Origin of the sequence: Halodesulfovibrio spirochaetisodalis, from assembly GCF_001672295.1 — a bacterium.
Lineage (GTDB): Bacteria > Desulfobacterota > Desulfovibrionia > Desulfovibrionales > Desulfovibrionaceae > Halodesulfovibrio > Halodesulfovibrio spirochaetisodalis.
Map to the genome: position 1 here is coordinate 1 of NZ_JXMS01000014.1, position 17,174 is coordinate 17,174.

The 17,174-nt window shown below is 46.4% G+C and carries 14 protein-coding genes, 1 tRNA gene and 1 pseudogene; 14 read left to right on the top strand and 2 right to left on the bottom strand.

Going from position 1 to position 17,174, the window contains the following annotated elements; genetic code table 11:
• Window positions 1-248 precede the first annotated feature (248 nt).
• Window positions 249-605, top strand: a pseudogene (locus SP90_RS09100) (cupin domain-containing protein); the annotation flags it as partial.
• Between the two features lie 309 nt (window positions 606-914).
• Here the strand turns inward: SP90_RS09100 and SP90_RS09105 are convergent.
• A tRNA-Sec gene (locus SP90_RS09105) sits at window positions 915-1,008 on the bottom strand.
• Between the two features lie 217 nt (window positions 1,009-1,225).
• Here SP90_RS09105 and ftsH point away from each other — a divergent pair.
• The 12 genes from ftsH (at window position 1,226) to cbiB (ending at window position 14,815) form a co-directional block, all read left to right on the top strand.
• Entirely contained in the window at window positions 1,226-3,244 is a 2,019-nt protein-coding gene (gene ftsH, locus SP90_RS09110) for an ATP-dependent zinc metalloprotease FtsH (RefSeq protein ID WP_066854815.1), read from the top strand.
• Window positions 3,244-4,101, top strand: coding sequence for a dihydropteroate synthase (folP, locus tag SP90_RS09115; protein ID WP_066854818.1), 858 nt, complete (start codon window positions 3,244-3,246; stop codon window positions 4,099-4,101). Before ftsH ends, folP begins: the two co-directional genes overlap by 1 nt.
• Before the next feature lie 23 nt (window positions 4,102-4,124).
• The gene (gene cdaA / locus SP90_RS09120) at window positions 4,125-4,874 is read left to right on the top strand and encodes a diadenylate cyclase CdaA (protein ID WP_066855016.1); all 750 of its coding nucleotides are present in this window, start codon (window positions 4,125-4,127) and stop codon (window positions 4,872-4,874) included.
• 3 nt (window positions 4,875-4,877) lie between these two features.
• Window positions 4,878-5,780 (top strand): CdaR family protein, encoded by a 903-nt coding sequence (locus SP90_RS09125; protein ID WP_066854821.1) that lies wholly within the window; start codon window positions 4,878-4,880, stop codon window positions 5,778-5,780.
• Between the two features lie 193 nt (window positions 5,781-5,973).
• Complete coding sequence (gene glmM, locus SP90_RS09130) at window positions 5,974-7,326, top strand: phosphoglucosamine mutase (RefSeq protein ID WP_066854824.1); 1,353 nt, start codon at window positions 5,974-5,976, stop codon at window positions 7,324-7,326.
• A 16-nt stretch (window positions 7,327-7,342) separates the two neighbouring features.
• Complete coding sequence (gene galU / locus SP90_RS09135; protein ID WP_066854827.1) at window positions 7,343-8,206, top strand: UTP--glucose-1-phosphate uridylyltransferase GalU; 864 nt, start codon at window positions 7,343-7,345, stop codon at window positions 8,204-8,206.
• Between the two features lie 74 nt (window positions 8,207-8,280).
• Window positions 8,281-10,647 (top strand): replication restart helicase PriA, encoded by a 2,367-nt coding sequence (gene priA, locus SP90_RS09140; protein WP_066854831.1) that lies wholly within the window; start codon window positions 8,281-8,283, stop codon window positions 10,645-10,647.
• A 10-nt stretch (window positions 10,648-10,657) separates the two neighbouring features.
• Window positions 10,658-11,011, top strand: a complete 354-nt coding sequence (locus tag SP90_RS16500; protein WP_082936370.1) for a hypothetical protein — start codon at window positions 10,658-10,660, stop codon at window positions 11,009-11,011.
• Window positions 11,012-11,340: 329 nt separating this feature from the next.
• On the top strand, window positions 11,341-11,721 hold the full coding sequence (locus tag SP90_RS09150; RefSeq protein ID WP_066854834.1) for a response regulator: 381 nt from the start codon (window positions 11,341-11,343) through the stop codon (window positions 11,719-11,721).
• Window positions 11,722-12,055: 334 nt separating this feature from the next.
• Window positions 12,056-13,306, top strand: coding sequence for an OmpP1/FadL family transporter (locus tag SP90_RS09155; RefSeq protein WP_066855022.1), 1,251 nt, complete (start codon window positions 12,056-12,058; stop codon window positions 13,304-13,306).
• Between the two features lie 105 nt (window positions 13,307-13,411).
• A complete protein-coding gene (locus SP90_RS09160) occupies window positions 13,412-13,870 on the top strand; it encodes a tRNA (cytidine(34)-2'-O)-methyltransferase (protein WP_066854837.1) in 459 nt (152 codons plus the stop codon).
• A gap of 6 nt (window positions 13,871-13,876) precedes the next feature.
• Window positions 13,877-14,815, top strand: coding sequence for an adenosylcobinamide-phosphate synthase CbiB (gene cbiB / locus SP90_RS09165; protein ID WP_066855025.1), 939 nt, complete (start codon window positions 13,877-13,879; stop codon window positions 14,813-14,815).
• Window positions 14,816-14,885: 70 nt separating this feature from the next.
• On the opposite strand, the gene SP90_RS09170 is transcribed toward cbiB, so the two are convergent.
• Window positions 14,886-16,049 (bottom strand): BaiN/RdsA family NAD(P)/FAD-dependent oxidoreductase, encoded by a 1,164-nt coding sequence (locus SP90_RS09170; RefSeq protein WP_066854840.1) that lies wholly within the window; start codon window positions 16,047-16,049, stop codon window positions 14,886-14,888.
• 99 nt (window positions 16,050-16,148) lie between these two features.
• Between SP90_RS09170 and SP90_RS09175 the strand changes: the two genes are divergently transcribed.
• Window positions 16,149-17,135, top strand: coding sequence for a YheT family hydrolase (locus SP90_RS09175; RefSeq protein WP_066854843.1), 987 nt, complete (start codon window positions 16,149-16,151; stop codon window positions 17,133-17,135).
• Window positions 17,136-17,174 lie beyond the last annotated feature (39 nt).

The window sequence follows — 17,174 nt, forward strand, 5'->3', positions numbered from 1 at the left end:
CAAAATTTATCTACATATAAGTAAGCACGCATAGAATTGTTTTTTTTAGCCGGAAGACACATATCAATGCCACGAAAAAGGCTGAAGCTGTGTTTTTTCTATACGGGGGTACCATAACAACGTGGTTATTGTATGCTGATGTATATGGATGCTGATAGCTCAGGAGGAAGGGGATGAGTACTCAAAGAACAAAGCGTGTTTCAGTTGTGACAGGAAACAGGGTGTGCTCTGCGTCTCAATATGCCAATAAGGAATTCAGGCCGTGGGGTACGTTTCAGGTTGTTGATTACGGCAAACGTCATCAGGTGAAGCGACTGATTGTATATCCGGGGCAGCGCTTGTCATTGCAAAAGCATTTTCATCGTGCTGAACACTGGGTTGTTGTGCGTGGGACAGCGTTAGTCACCCGCGGTGAAGAACAGGTTTTGCTTACAGAGAATCAATCCACGTTTGTTCCGGTAGGTATGGTGCATCGCTTGGAGAATCCGGGAAAAGTCAATCTGGAGATTGTCGAAGTGCAAAGCGGCATCTATCTGGAAGAAGATGATATTGTCAGACTCGATGATGAATATGGGCGAGGCGATCAACCCGCAGGACGTTCATAATCTGTGGATTTGAATGGTGGAGGTTGAACCAGTCGGCTCAAAATATATTTTGCTGCAACCAACAAAAAGAATAAGGCTGAGTCAGCCAGAAAAAATATCAGATTAATAATGTTCGAATTGCATCAACCGATTATGAATCTAGAGCAGTTGCTATGGCATGAGTTCTTTTAAGCTACAGGGTAAATTGAACCGGAAGGTTTTTTTTGTTGTATGGACATGTTACCATGCTTTTACTGTTCAACCTGTTGTATTTGATACAGAACAGCATAAGATACAAAAAAAGCCCTGCAAAAGCAGGGCGGAAATGCATGGCGGAAGCGTATAGGAGTCGAACCTACCTAGGACATCACTGCCCTACACCGGTTTTGAAGACCGGACGCCACACCGGTGACGAAACGCTTCCTTAACGTGATTGTCTGTAACAATGCGCCTTCTAGCAGGAAACCTTCTCAGGTGCAAGAGTAAGATGCTCTGGGAATAAAGTTCACTGTAATTTAGAAAAAAGAGCGTTTCTACCATTGTCAAATCGCGTTCTAGTTATTAGAAATAAAAGTTCGAGTAAGAAAATTCATTTTAGCAAGTAAATTAAATCCGATTCTAACTTCGGAGGGTAAGATACCTTGAACCAGTTTTCCCGGAACTTGATTCTCTGGGCTGTAATTTCCCTACTTATGGTTGTATTGTTTAACATGTTCAGCCAGCCTCAAAACTCGCAGACAAAGGTCAGCTACACAAAGTTTTTAGAGCTGGTGGACAAGGGCGACATTGCTGAAGTCTCTATTCAGGGGCAAAAGCTCCTTGCCAAAGAACATGGCGGTACCGTTATCAATACTTACGCACCTGATGATCCTAAGCTTGTAGATCGTCTTGTGGGTAAGGGTATTGTTGTTAATGCAGAGCCTAAAGAAGATTCCCCGTGGTACATGACATTGCTTGTATCATGGTTCCCTATGTTACTCCTAATCGGTGTATGGATTTTCTTCATGCGTCAGATGCAGGGCGGCGGCGGAAAGGCAATGTCCTTCGGTCGTTCCCGTGCCAGACTCATTTCACAGGAACAGACCAAAGTTACCTTTGCGGATGTTGCCGGTGTTGATGAAGCTAAAGAAGAACTGAGCGAAGTTGTAGATTTTCTCTCCAATCCTAAGCGCTTTACCCGTCTTGGTGGACGCATTCCTAAAGGTGTTCTCCTTGTGGGCCCTCCGGGTACAGGTAAAACCTTGCTTGCACGTGCTGTTGCAGGTGAGGCAGGCGTTCCGTTTTTCTCTATATCCGGTTCTGACTTCGTAGAAATGTTTGTAGGTGTTGGTGCTTCCCGTGTGCGTGACTTATTCGTACAGGGTAAAAAGAATGCTCCATGCCTGATTTTTATTGATGAAATCGATGCAGTAGGTCGTCAGCGTGGCGCTGGTCTCGGCGGCGGACATGATGAACGCGAACAGACTTTGAACCAGTTGCTTGTTGAGATGGATGGCTTTGAATCCAACGAGGGTGTAATCCTCATTGCTGCTACTAACCGTCCAGATGTTCTTGACCCTGCTCTTCTTCGTCCTGGTCGCTTTGACCGTCAGGTTACTGTGCCTGTACCGGACGTTAAAGGCCGTAAGCGTATTCTGGAAGTGCACGCACGCCGTTCACCGCTTGCAGCTGATGTGAATATGGAAACCATTGCTAAAGGCACCCCGGGCTTCTCCGGTGCTGATCTGGAAAACCTTGTTAACGAAGCAGCTCTTCAGGCTGCCAAAGAGAACAAAGACCAGATTAATATGTTCGATTTTGAACAGGCAAAAGACAAGCTCATTATGGGTAAAGAGCGCCGCAGCATGGTTATGAGCGAGGAAGAAAAGAAAATTACAGCGTACCACGAAGGCGGTCATGCCCTCTGTGCTAAGCTGCTTCCTAAAGCTGACCCTGTTCATAAAGTATCCATTATTCCACGTGGACGTGCTCTTGGTGTTACCATGCAGCTTCCGGGTGAGGATCGTTATGGATATTCACGTACCTTCCTTGAAACGAACCTTGTGGTTCTTCTTGGTGGTCGTGTGGCAGAAGAAATTATCTTTGAAGACATTACAACAGGCGCAGGTAACGACATTGAGCGTGCTACTAAGATGGCTCGTAAAATGGTTTGCGAATGGGGTATGTCTGATGCAATTGGTCCGCTTAATATTGGCGAACAGGGCGAAGAAGTATTCATTGGTCGTGAATGGGCACAGTCCCGTAACTTCAGTGATGAGACTGCACGTCTTGTAGATGCGGAAGTGAAGCGTATTGTGGAAACAGCACGTAGCACTGCCCGTCAGCTGATTGAAGATAATATTGATGTTCTGCATAAAATTGCAGATTCTCTGCTTGAGCGCGAAACAATCAGTGGTGCAGACATTGACCTGTTGATTGAGGGCAAAGAGCTCCCACCTCAGGAAGATATGAGTACTCAGCCTGAAAAGCCGGAGGAAGCTCAGGATGCTTTTGCGAAAGCCGCTGCAGCATATAGAGAGCAGCAGCCAGAAGATACGGCGGAAGAAGATTCTGGAGACTTTATTCTGGGAACCGAAGAGCAGGACGCAAAACCTGCTGCGGAGCCGGAGGAAAAGAAAGAACCGGAAACTGCAACCGAACCTTCTGAAGAGAAGAAATAATGAACACCCCGTTTTCCTGGGAAGTACGAGGGGGCAGGTCCATAGGCCCTGCCCCTTTTTGTATATTCGGTATTGTGAATGTAACACCTGATTCATTTCATGACGGTGGAGAATACAACTCTGTTGCGGCGGGCATTGCGCATGCACGAAAACAGGCCACAGCAGGTGCCCATGTGCTTGATATAGGCGGCGAGTCTTCCCGTCCTTTTGCTGAGCCGGTTTCTTTAGATGATGAAATAAGACGTGTTCTCCCTATCGTGGAGGGTGTGCTGGGGGATTGTTCTGACACAGCGCTGCCGTGGGCAGTTTCTGTGGACACGTATAAAGCCGGAACAGCGGCTGCAGTGCTTGAAGCAGGTGCACATATTATCAACGATATATCTGCCTTTGAGTTTGATCCGGAATTAAAGGATGTTGTTGCACAATATCAGCCCGGATATGTTCTCATGCACAGTCAGGGAAAACCTGATACTATGCAACAGGCACCTGTATATGAGAATGTCGTTGATGACATTCTGGCTTTTTTTGAGCGTAAGCTTAAAGCACTGACAGACGCAGGAGTTCCTGAGTCACGTATTATGATTGATCCGGGTATCGGTTTTGGGAAAACAGTCGAACATAATATAACAATCCTGCAAAACATAGATGCATTTCAGGCTCTCGGCTTTCCGGTGATGGCTGGAGTATCCAATAAGTCTATGTTTGAAAAAGTGTGTGGCGCACCAGCAGGCGAGCGTGAGAACTGTACACAGGCAACAACCGCTATCCTTGCATATCGCGGGGTAGAAGTGCATAGAGTGCATAATGTGGCAAAAACCCGTGAAACTCTCTTGCTTGCGGAAGCGATGCGTCGCTAGAAAACGGAGACAGCGTGTTTTCAATGGATACATTGGAATATATCAGTATTACATGGCGTGATGCGTTAGACATCGCCTTTGTAACCCTGCTGTTCTATCAGGTGATGATAGTCATTAAAGGGACAAGGGCGGTATCGGCTATTTACGGCTTGTTATTGCTCATTGCTGTTTTTGCCTTCTCTGAATATTTCGGGTTTTATACCCTGCACTGGATTTTGCAGCAGTTCCTCAGTTCCTTCTTCCTTCTTGTTGTTATTCTCTTCCAAGATGACATACGACGCGGCCTTTCTAATATGGGCGCGCGCAGCTTTTTTAAGAAGCGAAAAATTGAGGATCAGTTTCTTGATGAGGTCATCAGCGCTGCCGTGAACATGTCCAAGCGTAAAGTTGGCGCGCTCATGGTTCTTGAGAACCATGTACCACTTGGAGACGTCGCGCAGCGTGGCGTTGTTGTGGATGCGGCTGTTTCAAAGGAATTGCTTGTAACTATTTTTCAGATGAAAAGTCCGCTGCACGATGGTGCAGTCATATTACGACGTGGCCGTGTGGCAGCGGCAGGCTGTATTTTGCCCCTTGCTGTGGGTGAACAGGACAGACCGGAATACGGTACACGGCACAGGGCTGCTCTAGGCATTACGGAAGAAACAGATGCTATTGCTGTGGTTGTTTCTGAAGAGCGTGCAGAAATTACAGTGGCTGTTAACGGAAGATTGACCAGCAATCTTGATAGAATCCGCTTAAAGCGGGTGTTACGTAACCTTTTGGAGCGGTAGCGCATGCGTGTGAGTTGGCGTCACTTACTTTTGGCTTTTGTAATGGCTTCCTGTTTATGGGTTGTCATTTCCGGCCGTGAGCAAGTTGAAATATGGGAAAAAGCATCTGTTGAGTTAAAAGGGATGCCTACAGACCTGACGTTGCTCAGTGGTTTACCTCCTGAAATTGAAATTCGCGTGCGCGGGCCTAAAGGGTTGGTTCGAACAATAACAAATCGCCAGCTTACCTACGTGCTCGATCTTTCTAAAGTCCGACCGGGGCTGAATGTTCTGCCTATACAGGCGAATGGTATACGACTTGGGAAAGCATTTGATGTGGTGGAGGTTCGCCCTTCACGTCTTACCCTTGAAGTGGATAAGCTTGTGGAGAAAGAGCTGCCTGTCGTGCCTCGTTGGTCTGGCGAATTGCCACCTGATCTCTTTATTGAATCTGCCACTGCAGATCCGCAGTATGTTACAGTCAGTGGACCAGAGTCCGAATTGTCTGCATTGAGTGATGTTGAGGCTGTAACACCTGCTCCGGCTATAGAAAATCCGGGTAGTGTAAAACTTGACGGCACAGTTTCTTTGTCGTTACGAGCTAAAGCCACTCCACCGATAGTGGAGGTTACTTATATTCTGGGACTGCTCTCGCAGGAGCGCACAATTACCCGCAATGTAATTGTTATTCCTCGTGAAGGGTTAGATATAGAACTCGCCAAGCGTTCTGTGAAACTGACAATTGAAGTACCAGATTCTTTAAAAGACGATGCTACACTTTTGAATAGTATCAGAGTTATTTTAGAGTTGCCGGAAGATATTGCTCCCGGAGAACATCAGCTTCCTTACCGACTGGAATTGCCTGACCGGATTCAAGTGGTCGGCACAGAGCCGGAGACCCTAACCGTGACTGTTTCCAAGAAATAATGTAGTCTCCTCAGGCTTTGTTTTTCAATCTATTTTATCGTTGATACAGACATACCCGCCTTTTGTTTATCTTGTCAGAAACGAGAAAGGTAATAGGGTATGTTGTTTTGATAGCCGGACACGCGAACAGCGTTTACTATATTCCGGCAGACTAAATTTATTTGCACACTAAATAAGATAAACAGGAGCTTCCATGGGAAGACGCTTGTTTGGAACGGATGGCATGCGCGGTACTGTGAATATGTACCCGATGGTTCCTGAAGTCGCTATGCGACTGGGACTTGCAGCAGGAACTGCTTTCCGGACTGAAACTGGACGAAATAGAGTAGTTATCGGAAAGGATACCCGTCTTTCCGGTTATGTTTTTGAGAATGCACTTACCGCAGGCTTCTGTGCCGCAGGTATGGATGTGTATCTTGTCGGCCCGATGGCAACTCCCGCTATTGCTTTTCTGACAAGGAATATGCGTGCAACAATGGGCGTGGTTATTTCTGCTTCACATAACCCGTACCATGACAACGGTATTAAGTTTTTTGACGACCGTGGTTTTAAACTTGCAGATTCTGTCGAAGATGCCATTACAGAGATGGTGCTTAATCCTGATCACCAGTGGGATTACCCTGCACCGGACAAAGTGGGACGCGCAAAGCGTATTGAAGATGCTGTCGGTCGCTATATTGTTTATTTGAAAAACAGTTTTCCGACGAACCTTTCTCTGGAAGGTCTGCGCATAGTTCTTGATTGTTCTAATGGCGCAAACTACAAAGTTGCTCCACTTGTATTGGAGGAGCTTGGCGCAGAAGTTATTCCAATCGGCGTTGAACCGAATGGTCTGAATATTAACAAGCGTTGCGGCTCGTTATATCCTGAGATCATGGCAGAAAAAGTGCGTGAAGTACGTGCTGATATCGGCCTTGCACTTGATGGTGATGCAGACAGGCTCATTGTTTGTGATGAGCATGGCTCTGTGCTTGACGGTGATCAGATTATGGCTATCTGTGCTCAGGATATGATGGCTTCCGGCGATCTTGTCGGGAAGACCCTCGTATCAACCGTTATGAGTAATATGGCACTGGAAGTGTTTATGCGTGAGCACGGCGGACGCCTGCTGCGTACTCCTGTGGGAGATCGCCATGTTGTAGAAGCTATGCGGGCAGAGCATGCAACAATGGGTGGCGAGCAGTCAGGGCATCTGGTCTTCATGAACTACGGCACAACCGGTGACGGCCTTCTTGCCGGACTTCAGTTGCTTCGTATTATGCGTCAGCGCGATAAGCCGTTGTCCAGCCTTGCAGGCTTGCTGGAGTTATATCCTCAAGAGTTGATCAATGTTCGTGTTGATCGTAAAATTCCTTTTGAAGAGTGTCCGGGACTGCTTGAAGATGTGCAAAAGGCTGAAAAAGAATTAGGTGATAAGGGACGCGTACTGTTGCGTTACTCCGGTACTGAGTCTTTATGTCGCGTAATGGTCGAAGGTGAAGACGGAGAGCAGGTTAAGCGCCTTGCGTCATATCTTGCTGAGTCTGCACAGAAAAACTTGGTGTAACCATTCTGGAAATAATATGAATATTCGTAAAGTAGTTGTGCCTGTTGCCGGTTGGGGAACCCGTTCTCTTCCTGCCACCAAGAATATCCCGAAAGAAATGCTTCCAATCTACAATAAGCCTGTAGTTCAGTACATTGTGGAAGAAGCAATTCGCTCCGGTCTTGATGATGTAGTTTTCGTCACTAACCGTGAGAAGAAAGTTATTGAAGACCACTTTGATAAAAACCTTCAGCTTGAAGGATTATTGCAGCGGGCCGGTAAAGAAGAACTTCTGCGTACTGTGCAGGACGTTGCTCGTATGGCGAATATTATTTCTATTCGCCAGAAAGAACAGCTCGGCCTCGGGCATGCTGTGCTCTGTGCGAAAGATTTAATTAATGAAGACGCATTCGGCGTAATGCTTGGCGATGATTTAATGTTCGGCATGGAGCCGGGATTAAAACAGCTTATTCAAGTTGCAGCAGCAGAGCACATGCCTGTTGTCGGCGTTATGGAAGTAGAAGCTGATAAAGTAGACCGGTATGGTATTGTTGCCGGTGAAGAGATTTCTCCGGGCACGTACCGTGTAACTGACCTTGTTGAAAAACCGGCAGTTCATGATGCACCGTCCCGTCTGGCTATTGTTGGACGTTATGTGCTTACTCCGGAAATTTTCCCTGCTCTTGAAAAAACTCAGGCCGGTGCCGGCGGTGAAATTCAGCTGACTGATGCATTGCGTACTGTGGCAAAAGAGCGTGGCCTGCTGGCTGTAAAAATGCGTGGAATGCGTTTTGATGCCGGTAACTGGGCAGAGTATCTTACTGCTAATATTTACTTTGCATTGCAGGATGAGTCTATCCGCGATGATCTCGTAAAACATCTGAAGCCGCTGTTGCCTTAGTGAATGCGGTTTGAAGTTCGAATTCAAAAAGGTGGTCTCTATGATCGCCTTTTTTACTTTCAGGGATATATATAATGCTGTCCATTTCTCTTTTAAGTCCACCATACGCCACGTTAAGTTATGCAGCTCCTGCATGGCTTAAGACGTCTGTGTGGAAGTGCGGACAGCGTGTGGTGGTTCCGCTGGGCAAGGGTGGCATGCTTCGGGCAGGCATTATCGTCTCCATAGATGCAGAGGCTCCTGTCAAAGACGGGGTCGTCCTGAAAGAATGCTTGTGGCCTGCAGAGCGTGAACCGTTGTTGCGTCCTGAATACTTGGCAATGGTTAAGCAGCTTGCGTTACGTCATATGGTGACTGAAGGTGAGGTGCTTGGAGGGCTTCTGCCTGCAGGACTTCGTACTTCTAAGCTTCGCCTGAGAGTTTTGGATGGGGGCAAGCCGCGGACAGTTTCACTGCGCGATATTGCCAAAATGTCAGAAACAGAACGTGCCTCTATTGGTGCGTTATGGACAGACAACCGTGTTGAAATTCTGGACAGTTCTTTTGATGCCGAAGAGCAGGAATTGTGCAGCTTGCTTGTTGATCCTCCTTGGCCTGTGCGTCCTTCTGCCAAACGGCAGATAGAAGTACTTGAATATTTACAGGATAAGGGAATGCTTTCCCGTACTCGACTGTTGCAAGACTTGGGATCAAGTGTGTCTTCTGCTTTGAATACGCTTGCAGAACGAGAGCTTGTACGGATAGGTCCTCGTGAAGAAGGGACATGTGAGGCGTGTGTAGAGGATGAGCCTGAATGCTCTTTTAAGGTTGATGAAGGCTTTACACTTTTACCGGAACAACAAGCTGCGTTTGATGATTTTACACGGTTGCTACATGAGGATGCTCCCAACTCTGCATTGCTGTATGGAATAACTGGCAGCGGAAAGACTGTCGTTTATCTGGAGTTGGCAGCCGAAGCTCTTGCGCAGGGACGGTCTGTTATGTTTCTTGCGCCGGAGGTTGCATTAGCCTGCAAACTGGACAGCGCAGTCCGTAGCCGTTTTCCTTCCCAAGAATGCTTTTTTTATAACGGCTATCAGTCTCCGGCAGAGAGGGAACGAACATTTCGAACTCTTGCAGAGCGAACAGCTCCTTGCATCATCGTGGGGACGCGTTCTGCACTCTTCCTTCCTGCTCCTCCACTGGGATTAGTTGTTCTTGATGAAGAACACGATACTTCCTTTAAACAGGATGAGGGACTAGTCTATCAGGCGAAAGAAGTGGCATATTATCGGGTGCAGCAGAGCAATGGACTGTTGCTTCTTGGCTCGGCAACGCCGGATGTGAAGACGTTTCATGCGGTGCAGCAACAGGCTGTCTCCATGAGTGTCATGAAGCAGCGTGCCGGTGAAGGACGCTTACCGGATGTTACTCTTATTGATATTAAGACGTTGAAACGTACAGACGGTATCTTGGCGCTTGAGTGCAAACAGCAAATTAGGGACGTTGTGGAACGCGGAGAGCAGGTCGTCATTTTGCTCAACCGCCGTGGGTATGCGCCGCTCATGTACTGTCTTGATTGCGGGCATGTTGCACGATGTCCTCATTGCGAGGTCGGATTGACCTACCATAAGGAGAGAGAACGGCTTATTTGCCATTATTGCGGGCATTCTGTGTCCTATCCGGTCGTGTGTTCCAAATGTAAGGGACTCCATTACCTGCCTATGGGCGAGGGCACGGAAAAACTGGAGGAGCATCTCTCAGACATATTGCCCCCCGATACAAAAATTTTACGTCTGGATAGAGATTCTACCCGTCGCCCCGGTAAGATGCAGCGCATTCTTGATGCATTCGCAAATCAGGAAGCCCAAGTTCTGGTCGGGACTCAAATGCTATCAAAAGGGCATCATTTTCCGAATGTAACCCTTGCGGTTGTAGCTGATGGGGATCTCGGATTGAATCTTCCTGATTATCGCGCGGCAGAGCGTACCTTCCAGTTGCTGGTTCAGGCATCAGGGCGTGCTGGGCGTGGAGAAAAGGCAGGTCGTGTGCTTATCCAGACGCGAGACCCCGGGCACTACTGTTGGCAATTTGTTGGTAGTGCAGATTATGATGGATTTTTTACAGAAGAAATAGAGCGACGACGAAAGCGAAAATATCCTCCATTCGTTAAATTAGCGCTTGTCCGTGCCAGTTACCCGCTGGACTGGAATAAAGGAATGGAATGGATAGAATCGTTGACGCAAGTCGCAAGAACACTTGGAAAAGAGCATGATGTACGAGTGTTGGGGCATACGCCTTCACCGCTACCTATCCTGCGAGGCCGAAAGCGTTTTCAATGGACGCTGAAGTCTGACAGTTGGATAAGTGTTCGCACATTGTATTATGCAATGCGCAACGCCGTACCTCGAGGTTCCAAGCTGAGGATTTCTCTGGATATAGATCCTGTGAATATGTTGTGAGGAGCTAACTATGATTTATGTTGTGTCTGCTTGTGCCGCTTGTCCGTTTTACCTTTCAGATCACGGTGGCCAGTGTAGCGGGCGATTTCCGGAATTGAAGGAAGTTGATGTTGATCCTGAGTCCGCAAAGCCGGACTGGTGTCCTGTCCGTGATGCTGCTTTGCGCGTTACTGAGTCTGCATCCAATAATAGCGGTCTTCCAGCCGTTGCTGTTGATGAATGCGAGGACTGCCCGTTCTTTTTTCAGAATGAAAAGCGCAGGTGTAATATAGCAAACCCGAAAGGGCGGCCAATATTAACTGATGGAGAGCGCCCTGTGTGGTGTGTTCTTCGTAAGGAAGTTATTGTCATACGGAGCAGCTAGCCTTTTTGTGAAAAATGGCAATTGCCTGAAACGTGACTTCGTTTTGGGTGCGAGTGTAGATAACGTCGTTTGTAAAAAAGTCAGGTATGTATCATACCTGACTTTTTTGTTTTTCTATGGAGAGATGTTGCGATTGTAATGTGCATAGTGCTTTCGATCGTGGGTAGCATAGTTGTTTGGTTGCTGTAAGTTCTTAGAATAAAAGCGTAGAATTGCTTTGTTGTTGGCGTTTTTCCGTACAAGGCGTAGCTTGCTGCTTTGGATACGTTTTTGAGAGTGTTACTTTTGCTACGGTAGCAAAGTACGAATGAACGACTAAAGGTGATAGTATGGAACGGCAGGGACGAGTATTAATTCTTGATGACGAGAAAATTGTACGCTTGAATTTGGTTGCGTTTTTTCAGGATGAGGGCTTTGCAGTGTCTGCGGCTGACAGTGCAGAAAGTGCGTTGGTACAGCTTGGTAAATGTAAAATAGATTTTGCAATTGTTGACATTCGTCTTGCAGGAATGGGGGGAGAAGACTTTATTCGAAATGCGTTACAAGATTATCCGAAGTTACACTGCCTTGTGTATACTGGGGCTGTTGAGTATCGCTTGCCGGCTGATTTGCTTGAATTGGGTGTTTCTTCAGAAGATGTCTTTATGAAGCCGGTTGTTGATATGCAACGGCTCACAAGGCGTATGGTGGAAGGTGGTCAGGTTTATTAGCATTTTTTTGGGCAGGCTGAGTAAAAAAACTGGATGAGTTTTTCATCCAGTTTTTTTTATACGTGAGAATTATATGACCACTCAGTCAAGTTACGTATAGCCTACTGAGATAGTAGAAAAATGTAAAAAATATTGCCAAGTGCGAGTGATACTATTATAGACCCTGTATCTAATTGATTGAGTAAGTCGCAGTTTGGCAGAGGGGCCTTGCAGCTTACTCATTTTGCATGTCTTGAGGGGAAACACTGTTCAGTTTTCATATCCTTTTGAAAACATTGAGCAGGGTGCTGAACAGGCACTTATAGACATGCCAAACATGAATACGAGGGAAAAAATGAAGCGACATTTCCTGTCTATTGTTGCGTCTTGTGTATTGCTGTTGGCTCTGGCTACATCTGCTTCTGCTGCGGGCTTTGCGTTGTATGAATGGAGTGCGCGTGGTAACGCACTCGGTGGTACTCTTATCGGTCGCGCTGACGATCCTTCCGCCGTTGCATACAACCCTGCTGGTATGACACAGCTTGACGGCACTCAAATTGCTCTTGGCGTATCTCTTGCTGCTCCTTCCACTGATGTTAAAACAACTTCTGCAACCGGTGTTGAAACTACAACCGGTAGTAAAGATGCTGTTTTCCCGATTCCGCATTTCTACGTTACACACAAAATTAACGACAAATGGGCTGTTGGTTTTGGTGAATACTCCCGCTTCGGTCTTGGCTTCGGCTACGACAAAGACAAATTTCCGGGTGCATACAACGTATATGATGCTCAGATTAAGTCCTTTTCTTTAAACCCTAACGTTGCGTACAAAATTACAGATCGTTTGTCTGCAGCTGTAGGTGTTGAATACATCCACGTAGATGTAGCTATTAAGAAAAAATATCACCCGCTGCTCGGTGGTACTTCCAAGCTTACCGGTAATGGTGACGGCGTAGCTCTGACTGCTGGTCTTCATTACAACTTGGATAAATGGCGCTTTGGTGTGGGCTACCACAGTCAGGCTAAAGTAGATGCTGACGGTAAAACTAAAATTTCCGGCACAAACGACGCTGCAGCTGTAGGCGCAGGTGCATTGCCGAACGGTAAGTACGATACTTCTACTTCTATCGTGCTTCCTGATATGATCAGCTTTGGTGTTACATATTACCCGATTGAAGAGCTGAGCATTGAGGTTGCTGCTGTGAACACCCGTTGGTCTACATACAGAAACTTTGACCTTTCTGTTGAAACTCCAGCTGGTGATAAAACTGTTGCACAGCCTAAAGACTGGAAAGACGTATGGCGTATTGGTGTAGGTGCTGAGTATGCAATTAATGATACCTGGACTGTTCGCGGTAGCTACACCTATGATGAAGCACCTGAGAATTCAAAGTACGTAGATTACATGATTCCAGCTGCTGACCGTCACCTTCTTGGTGCTGGTGTTGGCTACAAAATCAACAACTGGACAATCGACCTTGCATACACTTACATCATTGCAGAAAGTGTTAACTACGATAGCTCTGTTTCCAGTGGCGTATCTAAAGGTAAGTCCGAAAACGGTGTAACACATATTGGTGCAATCACTGTTGGCTACGCATTCTAAGTTGCCATAACGGGATAGGTTCTGTTCACTATCTGTCGTTGCAATAATGACCGGCTCGGGGTAAATCCTGAGCCGGTTTTTTGTTTTTATAAAGGGGTATGTTACATGCATGTTGTATTGTTTGAACCGGAAATTCCACCAAACACCGGAAATATAGCCAGATTATGTGCGGCAACCGCGACAGATCTGCATTTGATTGAACCACTGGGATTCAGTCTTGATGATAAATATCTTAAACGTGCTGGCCTTGATTATTGGCCACATGTTTCTGTTTCTGTATGGCCGGACTGGGATGCGTATATAGAAGCAGCAGGGCATCAGCACAGGCACCTGATGGCAAGTGCCAAGCGAGGCATCGCTGTGCATGAAGTGGAATATGATGTGAATGACGCGCTTGTGTTTGGCCCTGAGACGAGAGGGCTGCCGGATAATCTTATGGACAAATATACGAACCATGTGCGCATTCCCATGTGGGGTGAGGTGCGGAGTCTGAATTTATCTACAGCTGTGGGCATTGTTTTATATCAGGCATATGCTGCAACTGGAGTGTTAAACGGAAAGTAGGTGTATATGAATCTTTTTTGGATACCGTTGGCTGCGTTTTGCCTTGATCTTGTTTTCGCAGATCCCAGAAATGTACCGCATCCTGTTCAGCTTATAGGTCGCATGCTGGATAAGCTGGAAAAGATAGCACGAAAAAATTTCCCCAACAGGATTGGTGGGGTGCTTTCACTTATCGTCCTGTTGCTAATGGTATTCATAATAGTAAGTGCACTTACAGGACTGCCATATGCGGGCTGGATTTTTGCACTGTATTTTGCATGGTCTGGGTTGGCTCTGGGAAGTTTGCTCAACGAAGGAACAAAAGCAGTCAGTGCTGTGGCCTTTGGCTCACTTGAAGAAGGGCGCAAGGCTGTTTCCATGCTGGTAAGCAGGGACGTCTCGGAGTCGTCGCAAGAAGAGTTGTATAAGACGCTTGCTGAAACTCTTTCTGAAAATTTCAATGACGGAATTATCGCACCGTTTTTCTGGTTAGTTTTGTCAGGCCCTGTCGGGTTGTGGCTGTACAAAGCAACCTCCACAATGGATTCCATGTGGGGGTATAAGAATAAAAAATGGAATGATCTCGGATGGGCAGGTGCTAAGTTTGATGACCTGCTTGCATATGTTCCTGCACGATTTTCAGCCATGTTCTTGCAGTGCACTGCTAATTTGGCAGGTCTTGGGACAGGTAAAGGTGTATGGGATAATGTAACCCGTGATGCAGCCAAAATGGAAAGCCCAAATGCTGGCTGGCCTATGGCAATGGCAGCGCATTTATATGGCAAACCTATGGGAGGCCGGGCTGTATACTTTGGAAAAGTGAAGGATAAGCCTGTGCTTGGTTCAGGTGAAGAAGCATGGGATGAGCATTCGTTGGTGCAATTGATTAAACACATCCGTCTTGCAGCAATTTTTGGCTGCGGCTTGATGTGGCTAGTTGTTTCGCTGTTACGTGTTTTGCTGTAGCAGCATGCTATTTCTACTACGCAAAAAGCCTACCTGTTTAAGGTAGGCTTTTTGCGTATATATTGTAAAATTACACAGCTTCACCCGCAGCATTGCCTGAAGCCCATGCCCAGTGAAGATTGAAGCCACCAAGATCGCCAAGAACATCTAAAACTTCACCCGTAAAGTAGAGGCCTGAACAGAGCTTACTCTCCATAGTTTTAGAGGAGATGTTCTCAGTATTTATTCCTCCACCAGTTGCTTCAGCCTTTTTCATGCCTTCGGTACCAGATGGAACAATTTCGAAGGCGTGAATACATGAGTTCAGTTTGTGCATATCTTGTTTGCTTAGCTGGGCAATTTGTTTTTCTCCCAGTTCTGCAGGGACAAGTGCTGCAGCGAGGCGTTCAGGGAATTGACGGTTAAGTACGGTTTTGAGCAATGGTTTTGAGCCTGCGTCGTTAAGGATATCCTCAAGGGAAGCATGGGGAAGAAAATCAATGGTGATGGCATCACCTTTTTTCCAGTGTCCTGAAATTTGTAGCACTACAGGCCCACTGATTCCCTTATGGGTAAAGAGCATGTTCTCAGTAAATTGCTTTTTATTGCACTGGATAGAAACAGGGAGGGCGATCCCTGAGAGGTTTTTAAGCTGCCAGTTGGATGGCATAACCAGTGGCACAAGTGCAGGGAAGGTTGGAACTATTTTGTGTCCGAACTTGCGGGCAATTTTATACCCTGCGTCAGTAGCACCTGCCTGAGGCCAAGCACTTCCGCCCAGAGCAACTATAAGAGATGGTGCGTAATGACTTGAATTTGTTAATGTGACGTCAAAAAGTTCATCATTTTTTTGTACGTCTGTAATTTGCTCGGAAAAAAGAAAGCGTACATTTTGTTCAAGGCAATCATTGTAGAGAGCTTCTGTAATATCTGCCGCACTGCGTGTGCAGAAAAGCTGGCTGTGTTCACGCTCTTCCCAAGGAATATTGTGGAGTGAAAGATATTCAACCATATGCCATGGCGTAAAACGTGCAAGGGCAGACTTACTAAAGTGTTTGTTTTTACAATGGTAGTTAACCGCACTTAGGTCTATATTGGTAAAATTACATTTACCACCGCCAGCAATCAAAATTTTTCGTCCGGCTTTGCGAGCATGGTCAACGACCAGAACTTTGCGGCCTCGCTTGGCAGCTGTAAGTGCAGCCCAGAGGCCGGAAGCGCCTGCACCTAGAATGATAACGTCATGGTGATTCATGCGTGCTCCTGAAAAAAAGTGTCGTTACTGCTTACACGAAGCCAAAGGGACGTATACTGTTATGATGGAATTGTCACGTTATCCTCTGAGGTGAGCACTATGCCGATTTATGAAAACATACTGTATCCGGCTCCGTTCTTTTTACGCGGCGGACATGCGCAAACCTTGTATCCTGCTTTATTCAGGACTCTCGACTTGCCCGCCTGTACTGTTCAACGAATAACAACCCCCGATAATGATTTTTTGGATATTGATTTCCATTATGTAACACCAAACAGCCCGCAGAAGCGCCTTGCAGTGGTTTCCCATGGACTGGAAGGTAATTCCAAACGTTCCTACATAAAAGGGATGGTTCGTGCGCTTGTAAGAGCTGGGTGGGATGCTGCCGCATGGAATTTTCGAGGGTGCAGTGGCTCTATGAACAGGACATTGCATATGTATCACAGCGGTTCTACAGAAGATCTGCACTCTGTAGTTAGTTATTGTGCACAAAAAGGGTATGAAGAGATAGTTCTTATAGGTTTCAGCATGGGCGGTAACCAGATTCTTAATTATCTTGGACACCCCGATAGTCTGGTTCATCCCAGCGTTCAAGCATCAGTTGTTTTCTCTGTACCTTGTGATCTTGTAGGCGCGGCTAAGGCGATGGATAAGTCGTCAAATGCAATCTATTTGAAAAATTTTATGCGCACGTTGAAAGAAAAGGTGGCGCAAAAGCATGAGTTTTATCCTGATCTGGTTGATATTAGCCGATTGAGTGAGTTGAAAACATTCAGAGATTTTGATGAAACGTATACTGCTCCATGGTATGGATTCAAAGACGCATTGGAGTACTGGGAAAAAGCTTCCAGCATTCAGTTTTTGGATAGAGTTCGTGTGCCTACGTTACTCATAAGTGCTCGTAATGACCCATTCCTGTGGCCCACATGCTATCCGACAGGTGCAGCGCATCGCAGTAAGTATTTCTATCTTGAAACCCCTTCAGATGGTGGACACATTGGGTTTGTGCGCATTGCAGATGATGATTATTACTGGTCGGAAATTCGTGCAATGGAATTCCTTGGTCAAGTTTCAGGACGCTGTTAAGGAGTTCTCGTTAGGTAGAAGTGAGTGATTGTGCAAGAA

Bases quoted from the DNA above. Each gene is read 5' to 3' on its own strand.
- SP90_RS09155 (WP_066855022.1), top strand. From the start codon at position 12,056: ATGAAGCGACATTTCCTGTCTATTGTTGCGTCTTGTGTATTGCTGTTG.
- SP90_RS09150 (WP_066854834.1), top strand. From the start codon at position 11,341: ATGGAACGGCAGGGACGAGTATTAATTCTTGATGACGAGAAAATTGTA.
- SP90_RS09125 (WP_066854821.1), top strand. From the start codon at position 4,878: ATGCGTGTGAGTTGGCGTCACTTACTTTTGGCTTTTGTAATGGCTTCC.
- folP (WP_066854818.1), top strand. From the start codon at position 3,244: ATGAACACCCCGTTTTCCTGGGAAGTACGAGGGGGCAGGTCCATAGGC.
- priA (WP_066854831.1), top strand. From the start codon at position 8,281: ATGCTGTCCATTTCTCTTTTAAGTCCACCATACGCCACGTTAAGTTAT.
- galU (WP_066854827.1), top strand. From the start codon at position 7,343: ATGAATATTCGTAAAGTAGTTGTGCCTGTTGCCGGTTGGGGAACCCGT.
- glmM (WP_066854824.1), top strand. From the start codon at position 5,974: ATGGGAAGACGCTTGTTTGGAACGGATGGCATGCGCGGTACTGTGAAT.
- SP90_RS09160 (WP_066854837.1), top strand. From the start codon at position 13,412: ATGCATGTTGTATTGTTTGAACCGGAAATTCCACCAAACACCGGAAAT.
- SP90_RS09170 (WP_066854840.1), bottom strand. From the start codon at position 16,049: ATGAATCACCATGACGTTATCATTCTAGGTGCAGGCGCTTCCGGCCTC.
- cbiB (WP_066855025.1), top strand. From the start codon at position 13,877: ATGAATCTTTTTTGGATACCGTTGGCTGCGTTTTGCCTTGATCTTGTT.
- cdaA (WP_066855016.1), top strand. From the start codon at position 4,125: ATGGATACATTGGAATATATCAGTATTACATGGCGTGATGCGTTAGAC.
- SP90_RS09175 (WP_066854843.1), top strand. From the start codon at position 16,149: ATGCCGATTTATGAAAACATACTGTATCCGGCTCCGTTCTTTTTACGC.
- SP90_RS16500 (WP_082936370.1), top strand. From the start codon at position 10,658: ATGATTTATGTTGTGTCTGCTTGTGCCGCTTGTCCGTTTTACCTTTCA.